Raw genomic sequence first — 22,477 nt, 5'->3', positions numbered from 1 at the left:
TGGTATTTGGGCTCGGATCAGGCGGCTTTCGGATTAATCCGATGGAGCGGCGGGAGGTCGTCTGGTGCCATCGCGGCATGAACTCCCAACTTCAACCCGGCGCGCGGTGGATGCGCAATGCGATCTGCTTCCTGTGGGGCGTCTGCGGGATCACCGCCTTCGCGATCCTGGTCGAAGCGATCGACCGGCTCTGGTTCTGACGCCTTCGCCGTTCAGCGCTTCATCACCTGGCCGATCACGTCGGACAGGTCGCCCTCGCTGAAGGGCTTGGTGAGGTAGGCCTTCGCGCCCTGGCGCATGCCCCAGACACGGTCGGTGTCCTGGTCCTTGGTGGTGACCAGGACGACCGGGATGTGCGAGGTCGTCGGGTCGCGGGTGATCGAACGCGTGGCCTGGAACCCGTTGAGGTTCGGCATCACCACGTCCATCAGGATCATGTCGGGGAGCTCCCGCTTGGCGGCCTCGACGCCCGCGGCGCCGTCCTCGGCGGTGAGGGCCTCATGGCCGAGCTTCTCGACGATGCGCCGGATGCCCATGAGCTGCGACGGCGAGTCGTCGACGATGAGAATGCGCGCCATATGTGTCCCCCTGAACGTTTGGGGATTGTAGCCAGCGTCAGGGCTGTCGCAACAGCGGGCGGCGAACGTTCGGCGCGCCCAATCCGTGCGTCAGATCACGACCAGCGTACGTCCCAGCGATCCGCCGGCCAGCATCGTCGGGAAGACCTCCGGCAATTGCTGCAGACCGACCTCGCGCGTGCAGATGCGATCCAGGTGCTGCGGCTTCCAGTCGTCGGCCAGGTGCTGCCAGACGCGTTCGCGGATGTCGCGCGCGGTGCCGGCCGAGGCGACACCCAATAGCGACACGCCGCGGATGATGAAGGGCATGACCGTGGTGTCGAGCTCGGCCGTGGCGGCAAGCCCGGCGCTGGCGACGTTGCCGTAGGGCGCGGTCTGCGCGAGCAGGCTGCCGAGCATGGGGCCGCCGACATTGTCCAGGCCGCCGCCGAACTGCGCCGATTCCATCGGCCGCGTCGTCGCGAGCGCATCGCGACCGAGCACCTGCGTTGCGCCGATTTCCTTGAGGTAGTCCGCGTGCTCGGGCTTGCCGCTGATGGCGTGCACTTCGAAGCCGGCGCGACTGAAGATGTCGACCGCGAGCGAGCCAACGCCGCCGGTCGCGCCGGTCACCGCGAGCGGACCCAGATCCGGCGTCTGCCGGTTTTCGGTCATGCGCAGCAATGCGAGCGCGGCGGTGAAGCCCGCGGTGCCCAGGATCATGCTCTCGCGCAGGCTGAGGCCGCTGGACAACGGAATCACCCACTTCGATTCCAGGCGTGCGTATTCGCCGTAGCCGCCGTCGCGCGTTTCGCTGAGGCCGCAACCCGTGACCAGCACCGCGTCGCCTTCCTTGAACTTCGCGTCGGTGGACGCGACGACGTGGCCGGCGACGTCGATGCCGCCGACCAGCGGGAACCGGCGCAGGATCTTGCCTTCTCCGGTGCCGGCGAGCGCGTCCTTGAAGTTGACCGACGAGTAGGCCGCCTTGACGACCACTTCGCCGGGCGAGAGGTCGTCGAGCGAGACCTGCTCCAGCCCGCTGCGGTAGCCGCTGGCGTCGTTGTGGATGCGGAAGGCGTTGAACGTGGCGGGGATGGTCATGAGGGGCATCCTTGGCGAAACAGGATCAGAGGATATCGGGATACAGGTCGCGCCATTGTGGATTGGTGGATTCGATGAGCTGGAGCTTCCATGCGCGCTTCCATGCCTTGAGCGACTTTTCGCGCCGCATGGCGGAGTCCATGGTTGCGTGCGACTCGTGCCAGACCAGACGATGGACGTGGTAGCGGCGAGTAAAGCCCTCCGCTTCGTTCTCCCTGTGCTGCCAGATCCGCCTGATCAGATCGGACGTCACTCCGATGTAGAGGGTGCCGCGCTCGCCACTGGCCAGCATGTAGACGCAAGGATGCAACTGCCTGCGCATTGAGACTCGTCATTCCAGCGAAAGCTGGAATCCATCTTGCTTCTCTGGCGAGTGACGATGAAAGCGGAAAATGGATTCCAGCTTTCGCTGGAATGACGGATTTACAGGTCGGTGAAAGACTACGCAGCTAAAGCGCCCTTGCTGCTCGATCTCACCGCATCGCCCCGCGCCGCTTCTCGTCCATCCACTTGTCCGCCTGCGCCGGCTTGTATGCGTGCATCCACGCGAGCATCGCGTCCATGTCGTCGCCGTGCCACAGGTCGTCGCGCTGGTCCGGGTGCAGGAAGCGTTCGGCGACCATGCGGTCGAGCATGCCCATCAGCGGCGAGTAGAAGCCGTCGACGTCGAAGAAGGCGCACGGTTTGTCGCCGATGCCGAGCTGGCGCCAGGTGAGCATCTCGAACATCTCGTCCAGCGTGCCGAAGCCGCCGGGCAGGGCGACGAAACCGTCGGACAGGTCGAACATGCGCGCCTTGCGCTCGTGCATCGAGCCGACGATTTCCAGCCGCGTCAGGCCCTTGTGCGCGACTTCCCAGTTGACCAGCTGTTCGGGAATCACGCCGACCACTTCGCCGCCCGCGGCGAGAACGGAGTCGGCGACCACGCCCATCAGGCCGACGTTGCCGCCGCCGTAGACCAGGGTGATGCCGTCCTTCGCCAGGCGCGTGCCGAGCGCGATCGCGCGTTCGGTGTAGATGGGTTTGGAGCCGGAATTGGAGCCGCAATAAACGCAAAGGGAACGCATGTTTTCAACTCTCGGGAACGGAAGGTGGATCAGGTGGATTGCATCAGGACGATGCCGGACATGCGTCGCATCTCTCTGCGCTTGCGCGCAGGTTGCAGCGCATCGAGCAGCTTCCACAGCCACATGTTCGGCGGGGACCGTCGAAGACGCAGGGCTTCGTCCCAGGTGGAACGGAACTCCTGCTCGCGCCATCCGAACGGCGCGAAGAACGCGGTGCCTTCGGCCGGACCGAAGCGGAAAGGCGCGTTGCCGGCCTTCAGCTGCGGCTGCCAGCGGCGTTCGAGCATCTTCAGCAGTCGCGGCGAGGCGAGGTCGGTCAGCCACCAGCGGGCGCGTGCGACGTCATGCAGGTCGGCGGCCAGTTCGGCGACCTGGGCGGGTTCCAGATAGACCAGGAGCCCCTCGGTGATCGCCAGTACCGGCCCGTTCGCGGCAGCGCGGGCGAAGACGTCGCGGCGGACGGCCGCATCGCGCAGGTCCGCGCCGATGAATTCAACGGAGCAGCGCGGCGTCTCGCCCGCCATCTGCTGGCGGAAGTCGTCGACCGATTCGGGAAGGTCCACGTGCATCCAGCGCAGCGTGGGCGGCAGGTCCAGCCGGTAGGCGCGGGCGTCCAGACCGGCGGCGAGGTTGAGGACCGTCGTCACGCCTTCGCGCACGCAGCGCAGGATGATCTCGTCCATCACTGCGGTGCGGACGACCATCGGCCAGCTCATCGATGCGCCGCGCGGGAGCGTGCGGACGATGGTTTCGCCGCGTTCGCCGCCGAGCCGGCGGGCGAAGGGATCGTGGAAGATCGCATCGGGACGCTCGCTCTCCATCGCGCGATAGATCGCGACCCAGGCGGAGGTGTCGGATACGTTGCGGATCGGAGTGCCGGTCACGGGATCTCCTTCAAAGCAAAAGGCCGCCAGCACTGGGAAGTGATGGCGGCCTGGTTGCGGCGCACGCGGGTGTTGCGCGGCCGGCGGCGATCAGTTCGCCTTGTGGATGGCGCGCTTGGACACCGCCATCGCGGCGTCGTGGATCGCCTCCGACAGCGTCGGGTGGGCGTGGCAGATGCGGGCGAGGTCGTCGGCCGAACCCTTGAACTCCATCGCCAGCACGCCTTCGTGCACGAGTTCGGACACGCCGACGCCCACCAGGTGCATGCCGAGGATCAGATCGGTTTCCGCGTGCGCGATGACCTTCACGAAGCCGGCCGGCTCGCCCATGGCGACGGCGCGTGCGATCGCGGCGAACGGGAAGGTGCCGACCTTGTACGGCGTGCCTTCGGCCTTGAGCTGCTGCTCGGTCTTGCCGACCCAGGCGATTTCCGGCTCGGTGTAGATGACCCACGGGATCGTGTCGAGGTTGACGTGGCCCGGCAGGCCGGCGATCAGTTCGGCGACGGCGATGCCTTCCTCGAAGCCCTTGTGCGCGAGCATCGGGCCGCGCACGCAGTCGCCCACGGCCCAGACGCCATCGACGCCGGTGTGGCAATGCGCGTCGACTTCGATCATGCCGCGCTGGTCCAGCTTCACGCCGGTGCCTTCGGCCAGCAGGCCGCGCGTGGCGGCGCGGCGGCCGACCGACACCAGCAGCTTGTCGACGGTGAGCGTCTTCTCGCCTTCGGCATCGGTGTAGGTGACGACGACTTCCTTCGTCTTGCCCTTGCCGGAAATTTCGGTGTTGCTGACCTTCGCGCCCAGCTTGATGTCCAGGCCCTGCTTCTTGAATTCCTTCGCGGCGGTCTTGGCGACTTCGGCGTCGGCGGCGGCGAGGAAGTCCGGCAGCGCTTCGAGGATGGTGACCTCGGCGCCCAGGCGCTTCCACACGCTGCCCAGTTCCAGGCCGATCACGCCGGCGCCGATCACGCCCAGGCGCTTGGGCACGGCGGTGAAGTCCAGCGCGCCGACGTTGTCGACGATGTTCTCGCCGTCGAACTTGGCGAACGGCAGTTCGATCGAATCCGAACCGGCGGCCAGGATCACGTTGGTGCCCTTGAGCTCGACGGTGCTGCCGTCATGCTGCTTGACCGTGACGACGTTGCCCGGCTGCAGCTGGCCGAAGCCGTAGAACGGCGTGATCTTGTTCGCCTTGAACAGCATCGCGATGCCGCCGGTGAACTGCTTCACGATCTTGTCCTTGCGGCCGATCATCGTGGCGACGTCGATCTTCGCGTCCTTCGCCGTGATGCCGTGTTCGCCGAACAGGTGGCCCAGGTTGTAGAACTGGCGCGAGCTGTCCAGCAGCGCCTTCGACGGCACGCAGCCCACGCGCAGGCAGGTACCGCCCAGCGCCGGCTTGCCGTCCTTGCCGAGCGCGGCGTCGATGCACGCGGTCTTCAGGCCCAGCTGTGCGGCACGGATGGCCGCGTGGTAACCGGCCGGGCCGGCGCCGATGACGATGACGTCGAAGGTTTGCTGTTCGCTCATTGCGTATGTCCTGTGCCTTGCCCTTCGTTGCGACTGCATGAAGGTGGCGCGCTGCGCCGGAATGGGGGACGGCGGAGTGGGGCGCGAGCCGGTCGTTCTCGACGGAGGGCCGGCGTGTCGCTTCGCCGACCCTCACCCCAACCCCTCTCCCGCCGGGAGAGGGGCTCGAAGCGGGATTACATCCCGAGCAGCATGCGGTGCGGGTTCTCGAGCTGGTTCTTGATGTCGACCAGGAACAGCACCGCGTCCTTGCCGTCGATGATGCGGTGGTCGTAGGACAGCGCGATGTACATCATCGGCGCGGCGACGACCTGGCCGTTCTCGACGATCGCGCGCTCCTTGATGGCGTGCATGCCGAGGATCGCGCTCTGCGGCGGGTTGACGATCGGCGTGGACATCAGCGAACCGAACGTGCCGCCGTTGGTGATGGTGAAGGTGCCGCCCTGCAGGTCGTCCAGGCCGAGCTTGCCGTCGCGCGCCTTCTTGGCGTACTCGGCGATGCCCTTCTCGATCTCGGCGAAGCCCATGCGCTCGACGTTGCGCAGCACCGGCGTGACCAGGCCCTTGTCGGTCGACACGGCGATCGAGATGTCGGCGTAGCCGTGGTAGATGATGTCGTTGCCGTCGACCGAGGCGTTGACCACCGGGTGCTTCTGCAGCGCGTTGGCCGCGGCCTTGGCGAAGAAGCTCATGAAGCCGAGCTTGATGCCGTTGGCCTTCTCGAACTGCTCGCCCAGCTCCTTGCGCATGGCCATGACCTTGCCCAGGTTGACCTCGTTGAACGAGGTGAGCATGGCGATGGAGTTCTTCGACTGCATCAGGCGCTCGGCGATGCGCGCACGGATGCGGGTCATCGGCACGCGCTCTTCCGGACGCGCGCCACCGGCGACGCCGCCGGTCTTGCCCGAGGCGTAGTTGACCAGGTCTTCCTTGGTCACCGCACCACGACGGCCGGTGCCTTCGACCTGCGACGGATCGATGCCCTGCGTGACGGCGGTGAAGCGCGCGCCGGGCGGCAGCTGGTCGACGCCGCCGGCGGCCTTGGTGGCTTCGGCCGCGGCGGCCTTCGGCGTCACCGGCTGGGCTTCGGCGGTGGTGGCGGCGACGTTCTTGGCGTCGATCGCGGCCTTGTCGGCCTTGGCTTCCGGGGCCGGAGCAGCGGCGGCCGCGCCTTCCTCGACGACGGCGATCAGCTGCTGGCTGGTCACCGTGTCGCCTTCCTGGAACTTGATTTCCTTGATCACGCCGTCGACGGGCGAGGGCACCTCGAGCACGACCTTGTCGGTCTCCAGGTCGACGATGTTCTCGTCGCGCTTGACGGCGTCGCCGACCTTCTTGTGCCAGGTCGCGATGGTGGCGTCGGAGACGGATTCGGGCAGAACGGGGACTTTGATCTCGGTGCTCATGGGGCGCGCATCCTGGATGACGTAAGCGGTGTGTCGTGTGTGTGGGCGGAGTGTGGCGAGCGGCCGTTATTCGGCCGTGATCTCGCCACGCAGCGGATTCTTCAGTGCATCGGCGACCAGCGCGGTCTGCTCGGCGACGTGGTCGGCGAGGTGGCCGGCGGCAGGCGACGGGGAGCGCGCGCGACCGGCGTAGTGCAGCGTCTGGCCGGACTGCAGGCAGGCCGCCAGGTGGTGGCGGATCTGGTACCACGCGCCCTGGTTCTGCGGCTCTTCCTGGCACCACACGACGTCGGTGGCGTTCTTGAAGCGCTTCAGTTCGGCCTGCAGCATTGCGCGCGGGAACGGATAGAGCTGTTCGACGCGCAGAATCGCCACGTCGTCCAGACCCTGCTTCTGCTGTTCTTCCAGCAGGTCGTAGTAGACCTTGCCGCCGCAGACCACGACGCGCTTGACCTTCTTCACGTCCGCCGAGGCGTCCGGGATCAGGTGCTGGAACTCGCCCTTGGCCAGTTCGTCCAGCGTCGAGACGGCGAGCTTGTGGCGCAGCAGCGACTTGGGCGTCATCACCACCAGCGGCTTGCGCGTGGTCATGCGCATCTGGCGGCGGATCATGTGATACGCCTGCGCCGGGGTGGTCGGCGTGCAGACGATCATGTTCTCCAGCGCGCACAACTGCAGGAAGCGTTCGAGGCGCGCGGAGCTGTGCTCCGGGCCCTGGCCTTCGTAGCCGTGCGGCAGGAACAGTGCCAGGCCACACAGGCGGCCCCACTTGGCCTCGCCCGAGGACAGGAACTGGTCGATCACCACCTGCGCCCCGTTGGCGAAGTCGCCGAACTGCGCTTCCCAGATGTCCAGCGTCATGGGATCGGCGGTGGCGTAGCCGTACTCGAAGCCCATCACCGCTTCCTCGCTGAGCAGCGAGTCGATGATCGTCACGTCGGTCGGGTTCTTCACCAGACGGCGCAGCGGCAGGACGTACTCGTCGTTGGTCTGCTCGTGCAGGATCGCGTGGCGGTGGAAGAACGTGCCGCGGCCGCAGTCCTGGCCGACCAGGCGCAGCTTGTAGCCTTCGTCCAGCAGCGTCGCGTAGGCGAGGTTCTCGGCGAAGCCCCAGTCGCCCGGCTGCTCGCCGGCCGCCATCTTGCGGCGGTCCTCGTAGATCTTCGCCACGCGCGGGTGCAGCTTGAGGTCGGCCGGCACGTCGTTGATGGCGACGGCGAGCTTGTCGAGCTTCTTGCGGTCGAACGTGGTGTCGACCGGGTCGCTGAGCTTGCCCGACAGGTACTTCGACCAGTCGATGGTGAACTCGTCCGGCTTGACCTCGACCACTTCGGTCGTGACCACGCCGTCGTCGAGCTTCTGGCGGTAGCCGTCGACCAGCGCCTGCGCCTCGTCGGCGCTGAGCGTGCCCTCGGCGACCAGCTGCTGCGCGTAGAGCTCGCGCGGCGTCTTGTGCTTGCGGATGACCTGGTACATCACCGGCTGCGTCGCCGCCGGCTCGTCGGCCTCGTTGTGGCCGTGGCGACGGTAGCAGACCAGGTCGATGACCACGTCCTTGCCGAACGTGTTGCGGAAGTCCAGCGCCAGTTCGGCGCAGAACACGACCGCTTCGGGGTTGTCGCCGTTCACGTGCAGCACCGGAGCGCCGACCATCTTCGCGACGTCGGTGCAGTACAGCGTCGAGCGGGCGTCCTGCACGGCGCTGGTGGTGAAGCCCACCTGGTTGTTGATGACGATGTGCACCGTGCCGCCGACGCGGAAACCGCGCGCCTGCGACATCTGGAACAGCTCCATCACCACGCCCTGGCCGGCGAACGCGGCGTCGCCGTGGATCAGGATCGGCAGCACCTGCTGCGCGCCCTTGTCGCCGCGACGCGACTGGCGCGAACGCACGGAACCGACGACCACCGGGTCGACGATCTCCAGGTGTGACGGGTTGAACGCGAGCGCGAGGTGCACCGGACCGCCCGGGGTGGCGACGTCGGCCGAGAAGCCCATGTGGTACTTCACGTCGCCCTGGTGGGCGAGGTCGCTGTGGACGTGCTCGAACTTGCCTTCGAACTCGTCGAACAGGTGGCGCGGCGGCTTGCCGAGCGTGTTGATCAGGACGTTCAGTCGGCCGCGGTGGGCCATGCCGATGACGACGTCCTTGGCGCCCTGTTCGCCGGCGCGACGGATGGTGCTGTCCATCAGCGGGATCAGCGCGTCGCCGCCTTCCAGCGAGAAACGCTTCTGGCCGACGTACTTCGTGCCCAGGTAGCGCTCCAGTCCGTCGGCGGCGGTCAGGCGCTCCAGGATGCGCTTCTTGTCCTCGGCGGTGCGGCCGAACTTGCCGCCGGCCTTTTCCAGGCGCTCATACAGCCAGCGACGCTGGTCGGCGTCGGAGATGTGCATGAACTCGGCGCCGATCGGACCGGTGTAGGTGGCCTTGAGCAGGGCGAACAGGTCGCCCAGCTTCATGCGGTCGTGGCCGCCCACGCCGCCAGTGCTGAACTCGGCGTTGAGGTCGTTGCTGGTGAGCTGGTGGAACGCCAGGTCGAGATCCGGCGCGTCGGGCTTCTGCCACAGGCCCAGCGGGTCGATGTCGGCGCCCAGGTGGCCACGCGAACGGTAGGCCGTGATCAGGCGACCGACGTGGCGCTCGCGCTCATCGCCGGCACCCGCGGCCACGGAGACCACGCCGCGCGCGGCCTGGCGACCGGCTTCCGCGATCTGCTCGATCACCGCCGAGTGCGGGATGTCGCCGGCCTCGCGACCCTTGAAGCCGTCGAAATATGCCTTCCATTTGGGATCGACACTGTCGGGAGCAACCAGGTACTGCTCGTACAGGTCTTCGACGAAAGCGGCGTTGGCGCCGAGCTGGGAGGACTGGGAGAACTGCTTCAGGAGACTGTCCACGATGGCGATCGGGAAACTCGGTGGGGAAAGGCGGAGTGAGCCTGGATGCGCGCGAGCGCGGCTATTCAGGCGCCAAGATTCGGAATTATAGCCCTTGACCGCCGACAAACGGCTAACACCAACGTCGAAGTGCGAATGCCGGCGGATGACGAAAAGCGGGCGTTGGCGCGCGGACGGCTTTGGCCCGTGAATAGCGTTTGGGCGCGGCGTGCGGGTTCAAGGCCGGAGTAAACGCCGGACGGGACGGGGGATTCGTTCAGATCCCCAGCGCCCGGTACTCGGTGCACGGGCGCGCCCGCTCCCAGACCGGCGTGAAATGGGCCCGCAGCTGGCGGGCGCGAGCTTCGTCGTCGAGCCGGGTTTCGCCGTCGAAGCGGTGCCCGAGCGTCCGGAAGTACCAGCCGCCGCCATCGTTGGCCACGTAGGCGGAAGCGTAGTCGCGATCCACCGGCTCCTCGATCGCGCGGAACGTGAAGGCACTCGGCAGCCGCTGCGACAGGCCGATCAGCGGGGCGAGCGCCCGCCGGGGTGCGTCCGGATCATGCAGCAGCACGCGCACCTCGCCGCCGCCGACCGCGAACCGCCGCAGGGCGGCCATCGCTTCGGCCGTGTCGAGTAGCCCCGGATCGAGGTCGCGGCTGTAGACGAGCAGCTGCCGGCGCGCGCCCTCGATGACCCCGAGCAGCGCCGCCAGCCCAGCGTCGCGCCGCAGTACGGGGTTGACCCCGCCCAGCACGAGCCGCATCGACTGGTGGTCCAGCCCCGCTTCGACGAAGCGGTCACCGTACGGCAGGAAGCCCTGTCGCGCGTAGAACGCCAGCGCGGCGACCTGCGCGTGCAGCGTGATCTCGTTCCAGCCGAGCGTGCGGGCCTCGACCAGCAACGCCTTGAGCAGCGCCTCCCCGACGCGGCGGTTGCGCCATTCCGGGATGACCGCCATGCGTCCGATACGCCGATCAGGCGTAAGCCGGCCGGTGCCGATGGCCCGGCCCTGCGCGTCGCGGGCGATCACGTGCCGGCTCAACGGATCGAGCGCGTCGCGTTCGATTTCCACCGGGACGCCCTGTTCCTGCACGAAGACCACGTCGCGCACGGCACGCAGCTCCGCGGCGGCCTGCTCGAAGGCGACCGCCTGGACGGTGAACACGGCGTCCGGGCGGCTCATTCCTCTTCGTCCGGCAGCGCGAGGTTGAAGTGGCCGGACTGGATCAGCTCCTGCACGAGATCGCGGCCGGCGTCGGACAGCGACGCGTAGCCGGCGCCGTCGAGCTGCGCGGCGTCGGCGATCAGCGCGGCGTCGTCGGCGGGCAGGGGATAGTCGTGTCCGCTGACGTACAGCCGCGCCGGCTCGCCCTTTCGATGCGCGCGCCGCCACGCCATGCGCGAATACGGGTGCCGGAACAGGCTGGCGCCGTGTTGCAGGTCCCATTCGATCTCGATGCGCGAGCGCGCCTGGCCGCCGCTTTGCACCTCGCCGCCCGCGCGGTACACGGTGATGAAGCGGCCGAACCAGTCGCCCAGGCGATCCGGATCGTTCATGCGCAGCAGGTTCAGCGCCTCGACCACGCGGTTCATCGCGGCGGTGTCGATCTCGTTGGGATCGGCGGACGGCGCGAGGTCGGGGTCGGTGTAGCGCAGCGCATCGTCCGCATCGCTCGCGAGCGTGTCCACGAAATCGCCCAGCAGTTCCGCCGCCGACGGCGCGCGCATGCCGACGGAGAAGGTGAGGCACGCGTCTTCCGCAACGCCGTTGTGCGGCACGCCGGGCGGCAGGTACAGCATGTCGCCCGGGCCCAGCACCCACTCGTGCGTCGGGTTGAACTCGCGCAGCAGCTTCAGTTCGACGTCGGGGCGGAAGTCGAGCGGCGGATTCGCGCCTGCGTCGATCTGCCAGCGACGATGCCCGTAGGCCTGCAGCAGGAAGACGTCGTACTGGTCCACGTGCGCGCCGACCGAACCGCCCGGCGCGGCGAAGGAAATCATGACGTCGTCGATGCGCCAGCGCGGCAGGAAGCCGAACTGCTCCAGCAACGCGGCGATGTCCGGATCCCACTTGTCGACGTCCTGCACCAGCAGCGTCCAGTCCTGGTGCGGCATGCCCGGGAACTCGTCTTCGTCGAAAGGGCCATGGCGCAGCGTCCAGCGATCGTTCGCGCGGTCGTGCATGACGATGCGCGACAGCGCGGTTTCCTCGCACGCGAGGCCGGCGAGGTCTTCCGGCAGGACGGGCGTCTCGAAATCGGGGAACGCATTGCGGATCAGCAGCGGGCGCTTCTGCCAGTAATCGCGCAGGAAGCGCTCGGGCGTCATGCCGAGCGGCGGCAGCGTACGGGCGTCGATTTCGATGGGCAGTTCGGCGCGCGCCGACTTCGCCGTCTTGGTGGCGGTCGTGCGCACGGGAGCGTTCTTCTTCGGTGCGATCTTTCGGTTCATGGCGTGGCGATTTCGTCGTAGCCGCGGCCGAGGAACTGCAGCAGGCACCAGCCGTGTCCGAACGGATCGGCGATGGTGACGATGCGGCCCCAGTTGGCCTGGCGGATGGGGGAATCCTGCGTCGCACCGGCGGCAAGCGCGCGGGCGAGTGCGGCGTCGAGGTCGTCGACGGCGACGTCGCAATGGACGGGCGTCCAGTGGCGGGCGTAGTCGCGTGCTGCTTTGCCGGCGCCGATGGAGCCGGCGTCCTTGCGCAGCAGGTAGAGCGGCGCTTCGAAGCCGAGCAGTTCCACGCCGTCGTCGCCGAAGCGCCGTGCGGGCGTCAACCCAAACGCGCCGGTGTAGAAGGCTTCCGCCTCGCGTACGTCCGGCACGTCGATGTTGACGAGGAGCTTCATGGCATCGATGCGATGGGTTGGCAGAAGCGGATGTCAAGGCCGTTCGGATCGCGCACCACGAACTCGCGCAGGCCAAACGGGCGATCCTGCGGCGAGTGCAGGATCGCGACGCCACGTGCACGCGCGTCATCGTGCAACGCGTCGACGTCGACGACCATCACGCGAAGGCTCGTCCAGCGGGGAGCCGTCGCCGCGTTGTCGTCTTGCGCGAGAAACAGGCGCAAGTCACCACGGTGCACGACGGCGAACGTGCCACTGCGCCGCGCGACTTCAAAGCCGAGCGCCGCGTAGAAGGCCAGCGATCCCTCGATGTCCGGTCCGACGATTTCGAGCACGCCCTGCGCGTGATCGGTCATTCCGTTGGCGGGTGCATCGCCGGTCATGAGGGATCCTGTTTACGTGCAGTGGTCGTGCGAAATCCGATCAGATCTCGCGCGCCAGCTTCTCCGCCAGGCCCACGTAGCTGCCCGGCGTCATGTCGAGCAGGCGCTGCTTGTCGGCGGCGGGAAGCTCCAGCGTGCCGATGAACTCGCGCATCGAAGCTTCGTTGATCCCCTGGCCGCGCGTGAGCGCCTTGAGCTGTTCGTACGGGTTCGGCAGGCCGTGGCGGCGCATCACCGTCTGCACGGCTTCGGCCAGCACTTCCCACGCGGCGTCGAGGTCTTCGGCCAGGCGCTGCGGGTTGGCGCTGAGCTTGCCCAGGCCGCGGAGCAGGGCGTCGAAGCCGATCAGCGCGTGGCCGAACGCGGTGCCGAGCGCGCGGAGCACCGTGGAGTCGGTGAGGTCGCGCTGCCAGCGGCTGATCGGCAGCTTGGCCGCGAAATGCTCGAACAGCGCGTTGGCGATGCCGAAGTTGCCTTCGGCGTTCTCGAAGTCGATCGGGTTGACCTTGTGGGGCATGGTCGAGGAGCCGACTTCTCCGGCCTTCACCGCCTGCTTGAAGTAGCCCAGCGAGATGTAGCCCCACACGTCGCGGCACAGGTCGATCGCGATGGTGTCGATGCGGCGCTGGGCGTCGCAGATTTCGGCGATGCCGTCGTGCGGTTCGATCTGCGTGGTGTACGGCTGCCAGTTCAGGCCGAGCGAATGCACGAAGCGTTCGGAGAAGGCCGGCCAGTCGATGTCCGGATACGAGGCGACGTGCGCGTTGTAGTTGCCGACCGCGCCGTTGATCTTGCCCGGCATGCGCGCGGCGGCGAGCGTTTCGCCCTGGCGCTGCAAGCGCGCGACGACGTTGGCGATTTCCTTGCCGACGGTGGTCGGCGAGGCGGTCTGGCCGTGGGTGCGCGACAGCATCGGCAGAGCGGCGTGTTCGTGCGCCATCGCGCGCAGCTTCTGGATCAGCTCGTCGAGCTTGGGCAGCAGCACGTACTGGCGCGCCTCGTTGAGCATCAGCGCGTAGCTGAGGTTGTTGATGTCCTCGGACGTGCAGGCGAAGTGCACGAACTCCAGCGCCGGGCCGAGCTCGGCGTCGTCCTTCAGGCGTTCCTTGATGAAGTACTCCACGGCCTTGACGTCGTGGTTGGTGGTGCGCTCGATCTCCTTCACGCGCGCGGCATCGGCTGGCGTGAGCGTGTCCACCAGCGCACGCAGGCGCGCGGCGGCGGCATCGGAGAACGGCGCGAGCTCGACGATGCCCGGTTCTGCAGCCAGCGCCAGTAGCCATTCCACTTCCACCTTCACGCGCGCCTTGATCAGGCCGTACTCGGAGAAGATCGGGCGGAGCGCGTCGACCTTGCCGGCGTAGCGGCCATCGAGCGGGGACAGGGCGAGCAGCTGGGCTTCAACGGACATGGCGGGCTTCAGTGGGAGATGGCGAAGGCAAACCGCGATTCTACTACTGCTCCCCGGGGCGACCCTTCGCGACCGGCCGGGCAGGGTGAAACACGCGTAACGTGCCCGGCGTAAGCTCGGCGCATCCGAACCGGAGGACCCCCTATGGCCAAGCAGGCCCGCCGCGACAGCGGCTTCCGCACCGAGAAAGACAGCATGGGCGAGTTGCAGGTGCCCGCGCAGGCCCTGTGGGGCGCGCAGACGCAGCGGGCGGTGCAGAACTTCCCGATCTCCGGCCGCCCCATGCCGCGGGAGTTCATCCGCGCGCTGGGCCTCATCAAGGCCGCGGCGGCCGAGGTCAACGGCGGCTTCGGCCTGCTGGGCAAGGGCGCCTCGCAGGCGATCCGCGCCGCAGCGCTGGCCGTCGCGTCGGGCGAGCACGACGCGCAGTTCCCCATCGACGTGTTCCAGACCGGCTCGGGTACGTCGAGCAACATGAACGCCAACGAGGTCATCGCGGCGCTGGCCAATGCCGGCGGCAAGGTCGCCAAGGCGATCCATCCGAACGATCACGTCAACCTCGGCCAGAGTTCCAACGACGTGATCCCGACCGCGATCCGCGTCAGCGCGCTGATCGCCACGACCGAACAGCTGCTGCCGTCGCTCAAGCACCTGCGCCGGACGATCGAACGCCAGGGCAAGGCGCTGGGCAAGGTCACCAAGACCGGCCGCACGCACCTGATGGATGCGATGCCGCTCACCTTCGCGCAGGAATTCGGCGCGTGGGCCTCGCAGCTGGCGTCGGCACAGGCGCGCATCGAGGATGCGCTGGGCCGCGTGCGTCGGCTGCCCATCGGCGGCACCGCGATCGGCACCGGCATCAACGCCGATGCGCGGTTCGGCAAGGCCATGGCAAAGGCGCTTTCGGCGCTGTCGGGCGTCAAGTTCGAATCGGCCGACGACAAGTTCGAAGGCATCGCATCGCAGGACGATGCGGTGGAGCTGTCGGGCCAGCTCAACGCGCTGGCGGTGGCGCTGATGAAGATCGCCAACGACCTGCGCTGGATGAATTCAGGCCCGCTGGCCGGGCTGGGCGAGATCGAATTGCCGGCACTGCAGCCGGGCAGTTCGATCATGCCGGGCAAGGTCAATCCGGTGATTCCCGAAGCGACCTGCATGGTCTGCGCGCAGGTGATGGGCCACCACACGGCAATCACCGTGGCGGGGCAGAGCGGCAATTTCCAGCTCAACGTGATGCTGCCGCTGATCGCCTACGACCTGCTCGATTCGATCCAGCTGCTGGGCAACGTGATGCGCCTGCTGGCCGACGACGCCATCGCCGGGCTGAAGCCGCGACCGGATCGGGTGCGCGAGGCGCTGGACCGCAATCCGATCCTGGTCACCGCGCTCAATCCGATCATCGGCTACGAGAAGGCCGCCGCGATCGCGAAGCAGGCCTACAAGGAAGGCCGGCCGGTGCTGGATGTGGCAGCGGAGAGCAGCGGGCTATCGCTGAAGCAGCTGCGCGAACTGCTGGATCCGGCGGCGCTTACGCGCGGCGGGATCCATGAGGGGAGTGGGGGTGGTGGTTAACCAGCCGCTGTCTCTTTCAGCTGCCATCCCGTAGCTGTCATCCCCGATTTTTAGCTGTCATCCCCGCGAAGGCGGGGATCCATGCATCCACCCGGTCACGGCCTTCGAAGGCCGTGATGCGTCTGTCCGTTGGATTCCCGCCTGCGCGGGAATGACGGCAAAAGCAGGGGCGCCGCGACACGAGCTTGCGCGCCCCCCAGACTTACTGCTTCGTCGGCGCCTCGGCCGCCTTCGCCGCTTCCTCCGCCGCCGAGGCGGCCGAATCGGCCACCTTTTCGCCCCTGTGCTTCGCGTCGCTGCGGCACTCGTCGATGTCGGCCTGCGTCATGTTCGCGTAGGGCTTGAACTCCGGCATCGCCGCGGCGAGGCGGTTCTGCGATTCCATCATCGCCGGCAGCGCGTCGCACAGCGCCATCGCCGCAGCTTCGACCTTCGACGCCTGCGCCTCGACGTTGCGCTCGATGTCGTCCCCCGAGCCGCCGGTGAAGACGCTCTTGATCGACTGCGTCACCGCCTGCGTGGCGAGGTCGGCGCTGTGCATGCCGATCGTCACGCCCGCGTTCGCGACATCGATGATGCGACCGCGATACTCCAGCAGCAGCGTGCGCTGCTGCGGGGTTACCGCCACCGGGTCTCCATCGATCAGCAGATCGCCCTTGGGTGAAATTTCGACGCGCTTGCCGCCGGTGCCGCTGTTGTTGACGCTGACGTTGCCTTCGGCGATTTCCTTCTTCGCCTGCGTCAACGCCTTCTGCACCGCACCGGACACGACGCCGCCGGTGTCTGCGGCCTTCTGCGCGGCCGGTTGCGAAGACGTCGTGGCATCGCATGCGGACAGCAGCGTCGCGCTGGACAGGACTGCAGTGAGGGCGAAAAGACGCAGGTTCATGGCGAACATCCCGGGTGATGTGGATGGATCAGTCGTCGGAGGGCACGCTGACGGTGCCCCTCACGCCGCTGTGGTCGACGCCGCCGCTGCCGACGCGGCGTACGGTGAGGTTGCCGGCGACGTCGTGCGCGTCCAGGCCGCCGGACCCGATCTTGCCGGCGATGACGTTGCCGCCGACTTTCTGTGCTTCCAGCCCGCCGGAGCCGATGCTTTCGATGCTGACGTTGCCGCCGACATCGCGAAGGTCGATGTCGCCAGAGCCTACGCTGCCGACGTCGACATTCGTCTTGACGCGGCGTGCCGTCAGATCGCCCGAACCGACCGACAGCACGCGAAGCGAACCGATCGTGTCCAGCTCGATGTCACCGGAATTGACGTCGGCGGTGACCAGGCCGCGGATGTTGCGGGCCTCGACATCGCCGGAGCCGACATCGGCGCTCATCGCCGCCGCGCCGCTGACGCGCGCATCGCCCGAGCCGACGTCCAGTTGCACCAGCACGTTGTCGGGCACGGTCGCGTTGAGCGAGAGGTAGGCGTAGTTCGCGCTGCCGAAACTGATGCTGATGGTGTCCGCGCGCTCAGCCGTGACGATGATCTTGTCGCCCACGCGCTTCTGCGTGAGCGTCAGTTCCTTCAATCGGTCGGGATTGGACGCGCAGGCCTTGCCCTGCACGGCGCCCTTCGCGCCGGGCGATGCGGTGACGGTGAGGTCGTGCGGGCCCATGTCGAACATCACGGTCTTCACGCCGTTGAAGTCGAGCGTGAGGTTGTGCGGTTCGGAGTGCTTGCATTCGTCGGCGAAGGCCTGGCCGGCGAACAGGGCGAGGGGAAGCAGGGCAAAGGCGACGGTGGGCTTGCGCATGGCGGGTCTCTCCGTGATAGGCCCTACTTGGATGCGCCCGAGGTGCGCACGGTTGCATTGCCCGTCGCATCGCCCAGCAGCAGCGGTCGCAGCGTCGGCCAGGCGTTGTCGAGCACGCGCGGCTGCGCGGCCGCATTCGGGTGGATGCCGTCGTCCTGCAGCAGCGCCGGCGTCGCGGAAATGTCGCCGAGCAGCGACGGCAGGAGCGCGATGTCGGCGCTTTTTGCGACGGTCGCGTAGGCCTCGCGCAGCAGATTCGCCGAGCCGTCCTTGTCGAAGGCCGGCGGTACGACGAAGCCGAGGATCGCCACCTTCGCGCCCTGCGCGCGGGACAGTTCGATCAGGCGCGAGAGATCGCGTTCGATGGCATCGCGCTTCACGCCGAGGATCGCGTCGTTGCCGCCGAGCTCGAGCACGACGACATCGGGATGGTGCTGTTCGAGCAGGCCGGGAAGTTCCCCCAGCGCGTCGGTCAGCGTCTTGCCGCCGCGGCTCGCGTTGACGATGGCGGGCGGGGTTTCAGTTTCGGTGGCGAGGCGCGCCTGCAGCAGCGAGACCCAGCCCTGCGTCGCCTCCATGCGGTGCGCGCTGCTGAGGCTGTCGCCGACGATCAGGACGGTGTCGGGGGACGCGTCGGCGGCGCGATTGGCGGCCAGCGCGGGAAGCGATGCGGAGAACAGTGCGAAGCAGAGCAGGGCGGCGAACTTCGGGCGCATCGGGGGGTCCTTGGTGATCGGGGCGGCGTAGCCGTTTTTGAGGTTTCTGCGAGTGCCCGACGTGCGATAGACAGTCATCCGGCGTCGTGGCGCGGCTTCCACTTCGGTGTGATCGCTGCCGCCTTCCCTGGCGTTACGGTGCGGGCTTCGGATCGCCCTGACTGGCCATCCCTGGCCAGTCATTCGCCGCGCTGCGGACCAGTGGTCCGCAGCAGCGCGGCTCATCCCTCATCCCTCCAGCGGCGGAGGCGGATCGCGCCGAAGATCATCACCGCGCCGGCCAGCGCACCCACCCACAGCTGCGGCGTGGCGAGGACCGAGTACATCGTGCGCAGGCTCAGCACCGAGTGGATCGCCTGCGGGCCGTCGACGTCGACGTCGCCCAGCTGCGCCGCGTCGAACCACGAACCCGGCGCCACGCTCAGCAGGCTGCGGGCCACGACGTTCTTCCAGAACCAGCCGGTTTCCAGGTCGAACAGCTGCATCAGGTCGAACCAGCTGACGAAGATGCCGGCGAAGATCGGGATCATGATCGCCCACAGGAACGGCTTGCTCTTGGCCCAGGCCGAGCAGAGCATCAGCCAGCCCACGGTCGGCAGCGCCCACAGTGCGTACACCGGGATCGATGCGAGCAGGTGCATGCTCACCTTGAGCGGACTCGCCGGGCCCCACAGCATCGTGACCGGGTTACCGCCGTGCAGCAGCACCGCGAAGCTGTAGACCACCATCGAACCGAACACCGTCGCGATGGCCGCGATGGCGGCGATGGCCGGCGCCATCAATGTCGCGCTGGCGACCTTCGACAGCACCGTGTCGCGATCGGAGATCGGCAGCGATTTCCAGAAAAGCACGCTGCGGTCGCGACGATCGTCGTACAGGCTGCCCAGGCAATAGAAGAACACCACGAAGGCCAGCACGATGAAGGGCCAGCTCGCTGCCATGTACAGGCTGGCGTCGATCACGCCGCCGAACTCGTGCAGCTCGCTCGGGCTCATCTTCGCGGTGAGCTGCGAAAGATCCAGTCCGTTTACCTGGAAGCTGCCGCCTTCGACGTTGATCGTCGCGCGGTCGGGCACCTTGCGCAGCAGCACTTCGCCCGCGCCAATGCCCATCAGCGTGAGCACCAGCAGGATCGCGCCGGCCACCAGCGGGGCCCACAGGAAACCGCCTTTGTGCTCCCAGAACTCGCGCCGGAGCAGCATCTTGAACGTGTGCGTGGGATGCGTCGCCGCTACCGCGGCGGAGCGGGGAAATTCCTGGGATTCGTTGATCGCGTTCATGCGTAGGTCCCCTTCATCGTGGCGACGAACAGGTCGGCCAGGCCCGGCGTGCGGGTTTCGCCCAGTCCGGCCAGTCGTTCGCGCGGTACGCCGTCGAACAGCATCACCGTCTTGCCGAAGGGCAGGGCGCGTTCGTCGATCGGCTGCAGTGCTCGGGCCTCGCCGGTACGGTCGCCGTTGACCATCACTTCGGTGAAGCGCTCGCCCAGCGTTTCCATGTCGTTGTTGAGCACGACCTTGCCGTCGCGGATGAACATGACGTCGGTGAGGATATGCTCGATTTCCTCGACCTGGTGCGTGGTGACCAGGATGGTCTTCTCCTCGTCGAAGTAGTCCTCCAGCAGGCGCTGGTAGAACTGCTTGCGGTAGAGGATGTCCAGGCCGAGCGTAGGTTCGTCGAGCACAAGCAGGCGCGCGTCGATGGACATCACCAGCGCCAGGTGCAGCTGCACGATCATGCCCTTGGACAGTTCGCGCACGCGCATCTGCGGCTTGAGCTGGGTGTGGGCGAGGAAGCGTTCGCACTTGGCGCGATCGAAGCGCGGATGCACGCCGGCGACGAAGTCGATGGCTTCCTTCACCCGGATCCAGCGCGGCAGCACCGCGACGTCGGCGATGAAGCACACATCGCGCATGAGTTCGTCGCGTTCGGTGCGCGGATCGCGACCGAGCACGCGCAGCTCGCCTTCGAACGGAATCAGTCCGAGGATCGCCTTCAGCGCGGTGGTCTTGCCCGCGCCGTTCGGACCGATCAGGCCGACGATGCGGCCGGCGGGGATCTCGAACGCGGTGTCGTCCAGCGCGAGCTTGTTCTTGTAGGCCTTGCGCAGGCCGCGGGCGCTTACGACCGGGGCGGCTGCGGAGACGAGCGAAGCGGAGGCGTTCATGGCGAGCCTGCCTTGGCCGGGGTGAGCAGGTCTTCGGCGGTGAGGCCCAGTCGCAGGATGCGTTCGAGCACCAGCGGCCACTCCTCGCGCAGGAAGCGTTCGCGTTCGTTGAACAGCAGTTTCTTTGCCGCCTCTTCGGTCACGTACATGCCAAGACCCCTGCGTTTCTCGACGAGAGCCTCGTCCGCCAGTTCCTGATAGGCGCGCGAGACAGTGATGGGATTGAGCTGGTATTCGGCGGCGACCTGGCGCACGGAGGGCAGAGCGTCCCCCGGCTTCAGAATCCCGTCGAGCATCATCGCGATGACGCGATCCTTCAGCTGGCGATAGATCGGAGCGCCGTCGCTCCATTGGATTGCGGTCATGGTTCAGCCCCGCGGTGCGAATGAGATGTAAGGCATGACGAGGGTTTGCCGGCGATGCCGGGCGGCGGTCCGTGCCTTGTGTTCGGATTCGGTGTCGTTCTCGCCGGCGGTCTTCACCGCCTGGGCCAGGGCCGTGGCGGTGGCGATTTCGGCGGCCAGGGTGGCGGCGTCGGCCAGGGTTTCGACCTTGTCGGCCTGGCGTTCGATGCTCCGGGTCAGCGCGTCGAGATGGTCCTGCTGGCTGCGCGAGGCGTCCGACGGCGTGAAGGTCGCGTCGAACGGCCCCATCTGCACGGCCATGTGTTCGGCGCGGGCCTCGTGCGGGGACGGCATCGCCAGCGCCAGGCACAGCGCCAGGGCGGAAGCGGAAGCCAGGAGTGCCGTGAGGGAGTTCTGGAACCTGCGGTTCATGGTGAACGTCCTGCTCGTTAGTAGACCGGTGTTGTAGGCAACTATAACACCAAATTACGACCAGTCAACCGGCTTCTACCCAACTGATGGCATAGCCGACGGGCGGTGGGGAGCTGGCCTGTTCAGGCGGGAGCCGTGGGCCAATCCGCAAGCATCCCGTTCGGATGAGCCCGTGTCTTTGCGGTGGATGTCGGCTGGCGCTCGCGCCGATGCACGCAAATCCCCGCCGCGCACGCACCGATCGCTTCACGACCTCGTGCGTAGATTCGCGTGTAGACACGGCTGGCGATTGCCGATGAGGGCTGGTGCCGCGACAATGCCGGGCTTGCCCGCGCCTGTTTCGATGAGCGTATGCAAGGCGCCGGCACGTGCCGGACACAACACCCATACGGAGTAGGTTCCCCATGAAGGCATTGATGCGCGGCGCCGCCGTGTTGCTTACCACTGCGGCCACGCTGATCGGCGGGGCGGCCTCTGCTCAGGAAAAGAACGTGCTGACGACCGAACGCGAAAAGACCAGCTACATGGTGGGCACCGACATCGCCCAGTCGATCACGCCGCTGTCGCCCGACATCGACCTGGCCGCGTTCCAGCGCGCGATCCAGAACGCCTTCGACGGCGGCAAGCCGCTGATCACCGAGACTGAAGCGCAGACCGTCGGCCCCGCGCTGATGCAGCGCATCGCCGTGCGTACCGGCCAGGCGCCGGCCGGCACGAAGGCGCCGGACGTGCCGAAGGACAAGGTCGCCTACCTGGTCGGCGCCGACGTCGGCCGCTCGCTCGCGCCGATCAAGGACGAACTCGAACTGCCGGTGGTGATCCAGGCCATCCGCACGTCGTTCGACAAGGGCCAGCCGCTGCTGAGCGACGCCGAACTCGGCGCGATCCGCCAGTCGTTCCAGCAGAAGGTGCAGGCCAAGATGCAGGCGCAGGCCTCGCAGCTGGGCGACAAGAACAAGGCCGAGGGCGCGAAGTTCCTCGCCGAGAACAAGACGCAGAAGGGCGTGATCACGACCGGTTCGGGCCTGCAGTACATGGTGCTGCGCCAGGGGTCGGGCCCGCGTCCGACCGCCACCGACCGCGTGCGCGTCAACTACGAAGGCAAGCTGCTCGACGGCACCGTGTTCGACAGCTCCTACGCGCGCAACCAGCCGGCCGAATTCGCGCTCAACCAGGTCATCGCCGGCTGGACCGAAGGCGTCGGCATGATGCCGGTGGGCAGCAAGTTCCGCTTCTGGATCCCGGGCGATCTCGCCTACGGCGCGAACGGCACGCCGGGCGGCCCGATCGGTCCGAACGCCACGCTGGTGTTCGACGTCGAACTGATGGGCATTCTGTAAGAAGCGTTCCGGCGCTCGTCCACGACGCGCGCCGCTCGCAGTGTGCGTGGATCGACGGGCGTGCCGCGCGTTGCGTGGTAC

General features: G+C 67.4%; 23 protein-coding genes. 3 read left to right on the top strand and 20 right to left on the bottom strand.

Going from position 1 to position 22,477, the window contains the following annotated elements; genetic code table 11:
• Positions 1-77 precede the first annotated feature (77 nt).
• Complete coding sequence (locus DX912_RS18680; protein WP_267896484.1) at positions 78-200, top strand: hypothetical protein; 123 nt, start codon at positions 78-80, stop codon at positions 198-200.
• Positions 201-212: 12 nt separating this feature from the next.
• Here the strand turns inward: DX912_RS18680 and pilH are convergent, their stop codons facing one another.
• The 13 genes from pilH to purB all read right to left on the bottom strand — a co-directional run bounded on the left by pilH (position 213) and on the right by purB (position 14,074).
• Positions 213-578 (bottom strand): twitching motility response regulator PilH, encoded by a 366-nt coding sequence (pilH, locus tag DX912_RS00915; RefSeq protein WP_115840585.1) that lies wholly within the window; start codon positions 576-578, stop codon positions 213-215.
• A gap of 90 nt (positions 579-668) precedes the next feature.
• Positions 669-1,661 carry a YhdH/YhfP family quinone oxidoreductase gene (locus tag DX912_RS00910; RefSeq protein ID WP_115840584.1) on the bottom strand — a complete coding sequence of 331 codons (993 nt, stop codon included), beginning with the start codon at positions 1,659-1,661 and terminating at the stop codon, positions 669-671.
• 25 nt (positions 1,662-1,686) lie between these two features.
• A complete protein-coding gene (locus tag DX912_RS00905; protein WP_115840583.1) occupies positions 1,687-1,983 on the bottom strand; it encodes a GIY-YIG nuclease family protein in 297 nt (98 codons plus the stop codon).
• A gap of 151 nt (positions 1,984-2,134) precedes the next feature.
• On the bottom strand, positions 2,135-2,728 hold the full coding sequence (locus tag DX912_RS00900) for an LOG family protein (protein ID WP_115840582.1): 594 nt from the start codon (positions 2,726-2,728) through the stop codon (positions 2,135-2,137).
• A 29-nt stretch (positions 2,729-2,757) separates the two neighbouring features.
• Positions 2,758-3,612: a class I SAM-dependent methyltransferase gene (locus tag DX912_RS00895; protein WP_115840581.1), complete on the bottom strand. Its 855-nt coding sequence runs from the start codon at positions 3,610-3,612 to the stop codon at positions 2,758-2,760.
• Between the two features lie 90 nt (positions 3,613-3,702).
• The gene (gene lpdA, locus DX912_RS00890; protein ID WP_115840580.1) at positions 3,703-5,145 is read right to left on the bottom strand and encodes a dihydrolipoyl dehydrogenase; all 1,443 of its coding nucleotides are present in this window, start codon (positions 5,143-5,145) and stop codon (positions 3,703-3,705) included.
• 176 nt (positions 5,146-5,321) lie between these two features.
• Positions 5,322-6,551 carry a dihydrolipoyllysine-residue succinyltransferase gene (sucB, locus tag DX912_RS00885; protein ID WP_115840579.1) on the bottom strand — a complete coding sequence of 410 codons (1,230 nt, stop codon included), beginning with the start codon at positions 6,549-6,551 and terminating at the stop codon, positions 5,322-5,324.
• 66 nt (positions 6,552-6,617) lie between these two features.
• Positions 6,618-9,449 carry a 2-oxoglutarate dehydrogenase E1 component gene (locus tag DX912_RS00880; RefSeq protein ID WP_115840578.1) on the bottom strand — a complete coding sequence of 944 codons (2,832 nt, stop codon included), beginning with the start codon at positions 9,447-9,449 and terminating at the stop codon, positions 6,618-6,620.
• A gap of 256 nt (positions 9,450-9,705) precedes the next feature.
• Positions 9,706-10,614 carry a GNAT family N-acetyltransferase gene (locus DX912_RS00875; RefSeq protein WP_115840577.1) on the bottom strand — a complete coding sequence of 303 codons (909 nt, stop codon included), beginning with the start codon at positions 10,612-10,614 and terminating at the stop codon, positions 9,706-9,708.
• The gene (locus tag DX912_RS00870) at positions 10,611-11,882 is read right to left on the bottom strand and encodes a cupin domain-containing protein (protein ID WP_115840576.1); all 1,272 of its coding nucleotides are present in this window, start codon (positions 11,880-11,882) and stop codon (positions 10,611-10,613) included. Before DX912_RS00870 ends, DX912_RS00875 begins: the two co-directional genes overlap by 4 nt.
• Positions 11,879-12,280, bottom strand: a complete 402-nt coding sequence (locus DX912_RS00865; RefSeq protein WP_115840575.1) for a VOC family protein — start codon at positions 12,278-12,280, stop codon at positions 11,879-11,881. Before DX912_RS00865 ends, DX912_RS00870 begins: the two co-directional genes overlap by 4 nt.
• On the bottom strand, positions 12,277-12,615 hold the full coding sequence (locus tag DX912_RS00860; protein ID WP_181902655.1) for a VOC family protein: 339 nt from the start codon (positions 12,613-12,615) through the stop codon (positions 12,277-12,279). The genes DX912_RS00865 and DX912_RS00860 overlap by 4 nt, the downstream gene beginning before the upstream one ends.
• 88 nt (positions 12,616-12,703) lie before the next feature.
• The gene (gene purB / locus DX912_RS00855; RefSeq protein WP_115840573.1) at positions 12,704-14,074 is read right to left on the bottom strand and encodes an adenylosuccinate lyase; all 1,371 of its coding nucleotides are present in this window, start codon (positions 14,072-14,074) and stop codon (positions 12,704-12,706) included.
• Between the two features lie 144 nt (positions 14,075-14,218).
• Here purB and DX912_RS00850 point away from each other — a divergent pair, with 144 nt between their 5' ends.
• The gene (locus DX912_RS00850) at positions 14,219-15,646 is read left to right on the top strand and encodes a class II fumarate hydratase (protein WP_115840572.1); all 1,428 of its coding nucleotides are present in this window, start codon (positions 14,219-14,221) and stop codon (positions 15,644-15,646) included.
• A 202-nt stretch (positions 15,647-15,848) separates the two neighbouring features.
• Here DX912_RS00850 and DX912_RS00845 read toward each other — a convergent pair whose 3' ends face one another.
• The 7 genes from DX912_RS00845 to DX912_RS00815 form a co-directional block, all read right to left on the bottom strand.
• Complete coding sequence (locus DX912_RS00845; protein ID WP_147298533.1) at positions 15,849-16,535, bottom strand: YggN family protein; 687 nt, start codon at positions 16,533-16,535, stop codon at positions 15,849-15,851.
• A 28-nt stretch (positions 16,536-16,563) separates the two neighbouring features.
• Positions 16,564-17,397 (bottom strand): DUF4097 family beta strand repeat-containing protein, encoded by an 834-nt coding sequence (locus DX912_RS00840; protein ID WP_115840570.1) that lies wholly within the window; start codon positions 17,395-17,397, stop codon positions 16,564-16,566.
• Positions 17,398-17,420: 23 nt separating this feature from the next.
• The gene (locus DX912_RS00835; RefSeq protein WP_181902654.1) at positions 17,421-18,113 is read right to left on the bottom strand and encodes a GDSL-type esterase/lipase family protein; all 693 of its coding nucleotides are present in this window, start codon (positions 18,111-18,113) and stop codon (positions 17,421-17,423) included.
• 221 nt (positions 18,114-18,334) lie between these two features.
• On the bottom strand, positions 18,335-19,393 hold the full coding sequence (locus DX912_RS00830) for a hypothetical protein (RefSeq protein WP_232338557.1): 1,059 nt from the start codon (positions 19,391-19,393) through the stop codon (positions 18,335-18,337).
• Positions 19,390-20,280 carry an ABC transporter ATP-binding protein gene (locus tag DX912_RS00825; protein WP_115840568.1) on the bottom strand — a complete coding sequence of 297 codons (891 nt, stop codon included), beginning with the start codon at positions 20,278-20,280 and terminating at the stop codon, positions 19,390-19,392. The genes DX912_RS00830 and DX912_RS00825 overlap by 4 nt, the downstream gene beginning before the upstream one ends.
• The gene (locus tag DX912_RS00820; RefSeq protein WP_115840567.1) at positions 20,277-20,645 is read right to left on the bottom strand and encodes a GntR family transcriptional regulator; all 369 of its coding nucleotides are present in this window, start codon (positions 20,643-20,645) and stop codon (positions 20,277-20,279) included. Before DX912_RS00820 ends, DX912_RS00825 begins: the two co-directional genes overlap by 4 nt.
• A gap of 3 nt (positions 20,646-20,648) precedes the next feature.
• Positions 20,649-21,056, bottom strand: a complete 408-nt coding sequence (locus DX912_RS00815) for a hypothetical protein (protein WP_115840566.1) — start codon at positions 21,054-21,056, stop codon at positions 20,649-20,651.
• 404 nt (positions 21,057-21,460) lie between these two features.
• Here DX912_RS00815 and DX912_RS00810 point away from each other — a divergent pair, with 404 nt between their 5' ends.
• Positions 21,461-22,396, top strand: a complete 936-nt coding sequence (locus tag DX912_RS00810; RefSeq protein ID WP_115840565.1) for an FKBP-type peptidyl-prolyl cis-trans isomerase N-terminal domain-containing protein — start codon at positions 21,461-21,463, stop codon at positions 22,394-22,396.
• Positions 22,397-22,477: the final 81 nt, after the last annotated feature.

The sequence above is a fragment of the Lysobacter soli genome (assembly GCF_003382285.1).
Taxonomy (GTDB): Bacteria; Pseudomonadota; Gammaproteobacteria; order Xanthomonadales; family Xanthomonadaceae; genus Lysobacter_J; species Lysobacter_J soli.
The sequence above is the reverse complement of the archived record's forward strand: the minus strand, read 5'-3'. Positions and strand labels throughout refer to the sequence as shown.

Excerpts from the sequence above, each read along its gene's own strand:
- DX912_RS00910 (WP_115840584.1), bottom strand. The coding sequence starts at position 1,661 with ATGACCATCCCCGCCACGTTCAACGCCTTCCGCATCCACAACGACGCC.
- pilH (WP_115840585.1), bottom strand. The coding sequence starts at position 578 with ATGGCGCGCATTCTCATCGTCGACGACTCGCCGTCGCAGCTCATGGGC.
- DX912_RS00865 (WP_115840575.1), bottom strand. The coding sequence starts at position 12,280 with ATGAAGCTCCTCGTCAACATCGACGTGCCGGACGTACGCGAGGCGGAA.
- DX912_RS18680 (WP_267896484.1), top strand. The coding sequence starts at position 78 with ATGAACTCCCAACTTCAACCCGGCGCGCGGTGGATGCGCAATGCGATC.
- sucB (WP_115840579.1), bottom strand. The coding sequence starts at position 6,551 with ATGAGCACCGAGATCAAAGTCCCCGTTCTGCCCGAATCCGTCTCCGAC.
- DX912_RS00810 (WP_115840565.1), top strand. The coding sequence starts at position 21,461 with ATGAAGGCATTGATGCGCGGCGCCGCCGTGTTGCTTACCACTGCGGCC.
- purB (WP_115840573.1), bottom strand. The coding sequence starts at position 14,074 with ATGTCCGTTGAAGCCCAGCTGCTCGCCCTGTCCCCGCTCGATGGCCGC.
- DX912_RS00850 (WP_115840572.1), top strand. The coding sequence starts at position 14,219 with ATGGCCAAGCAGGCCCGCCGCGACAGCGGCTTCCGCACCGAGAAAGAC.
- DX912_RS00830 (WP_232338557.1), bottom strand. The coding sequence starts at position 19,393 with ATGAACGCGATCAACGAATCCCAGGAATTTCCCCGCTCCGCCGCGGTA.
- DX912_RS00875 (WP_115840577.1), bottom strand. The coding sequence starts at position 10,614 with ATGAGCCGCCCGGACGCCGTGTTCACCGTCCAGGCGGTCGCCTTCGAG.
- DX912_RS00900 (WP_115840582.1), bottom strand. The coding sequence starts at position 2,728 with ATGCGTTCCCTTTGCGTTTATTGCGGCTCCAATTCCGGCTCCAAACCC.
- DX912_RS00825 (WP_115840568.1), bottom strand. The coding sequence starts at position 20,280 with ATGAACGCCTCCGCTTCGCTCGTCTCCGCAGCCGCCCCGGTCGTAAGC.
- DX912_RS00840 (WP_115840570.1), bottom strand. The coding sequence starts at position 17,397 with ATGCGCAAGCCCACCGTCGCCTTTGCCCTGCTTCCCCTCGCCCTGTTC.
- DX912_RS00815 (WP_115840566.1), bottom strand. The coding sequence starts at position 21,056 with ATGAACCGCAGGTTCCAGAACTCCCTCACGGCACTCCTGGCTTCCGCT.
- DX912_RS00820 (WP_115840567.1), bottom strand. The coding sequence starts at position 20,645 with ATGACCGCAATCCAATGGAGCGACGGCGCTCCGATCTATCGCCAGCTG.
- DX912_RS00845 (WP_147298533.1), bottom strand. The coding sequence starts at position 16,535 with ATGAACCTGCGTCTTTTCGCCCTCACTGCAGTCCTGTCCAGCGCGACG.
- DX912_RS00870 (WP_115840576.1), bottom strand. The coding sequence starts at position 11,882 with ATGAACCGAAAGATCGCACCGAAGAAGAACGCTCCCGTGCGCACGACC.
- DX912_RS00905 (WP_115840583.1), bottom strand. The coding sequence starts at position 1,983 with ATGCGCAGGCAGTTGCATCCTTGCGTCTACATGCTGGCCAGTGGCGAG.
- lpdA (WP_115840580.1), bottom strand. The coding sequence starts at position 5,145 with ATGAGCGAACAGCAAACCTTCGACGTCATCGTCATCGGCGCCGGCCCG.
- DX912_RS00835 (WP_181902654.1), bottom strand. The coding sequence starts at position 18,113 with ATGCGCCCGAAGTTCGCCGCCCTGCTCTGCTTCGCACTGTTCTCCGCA.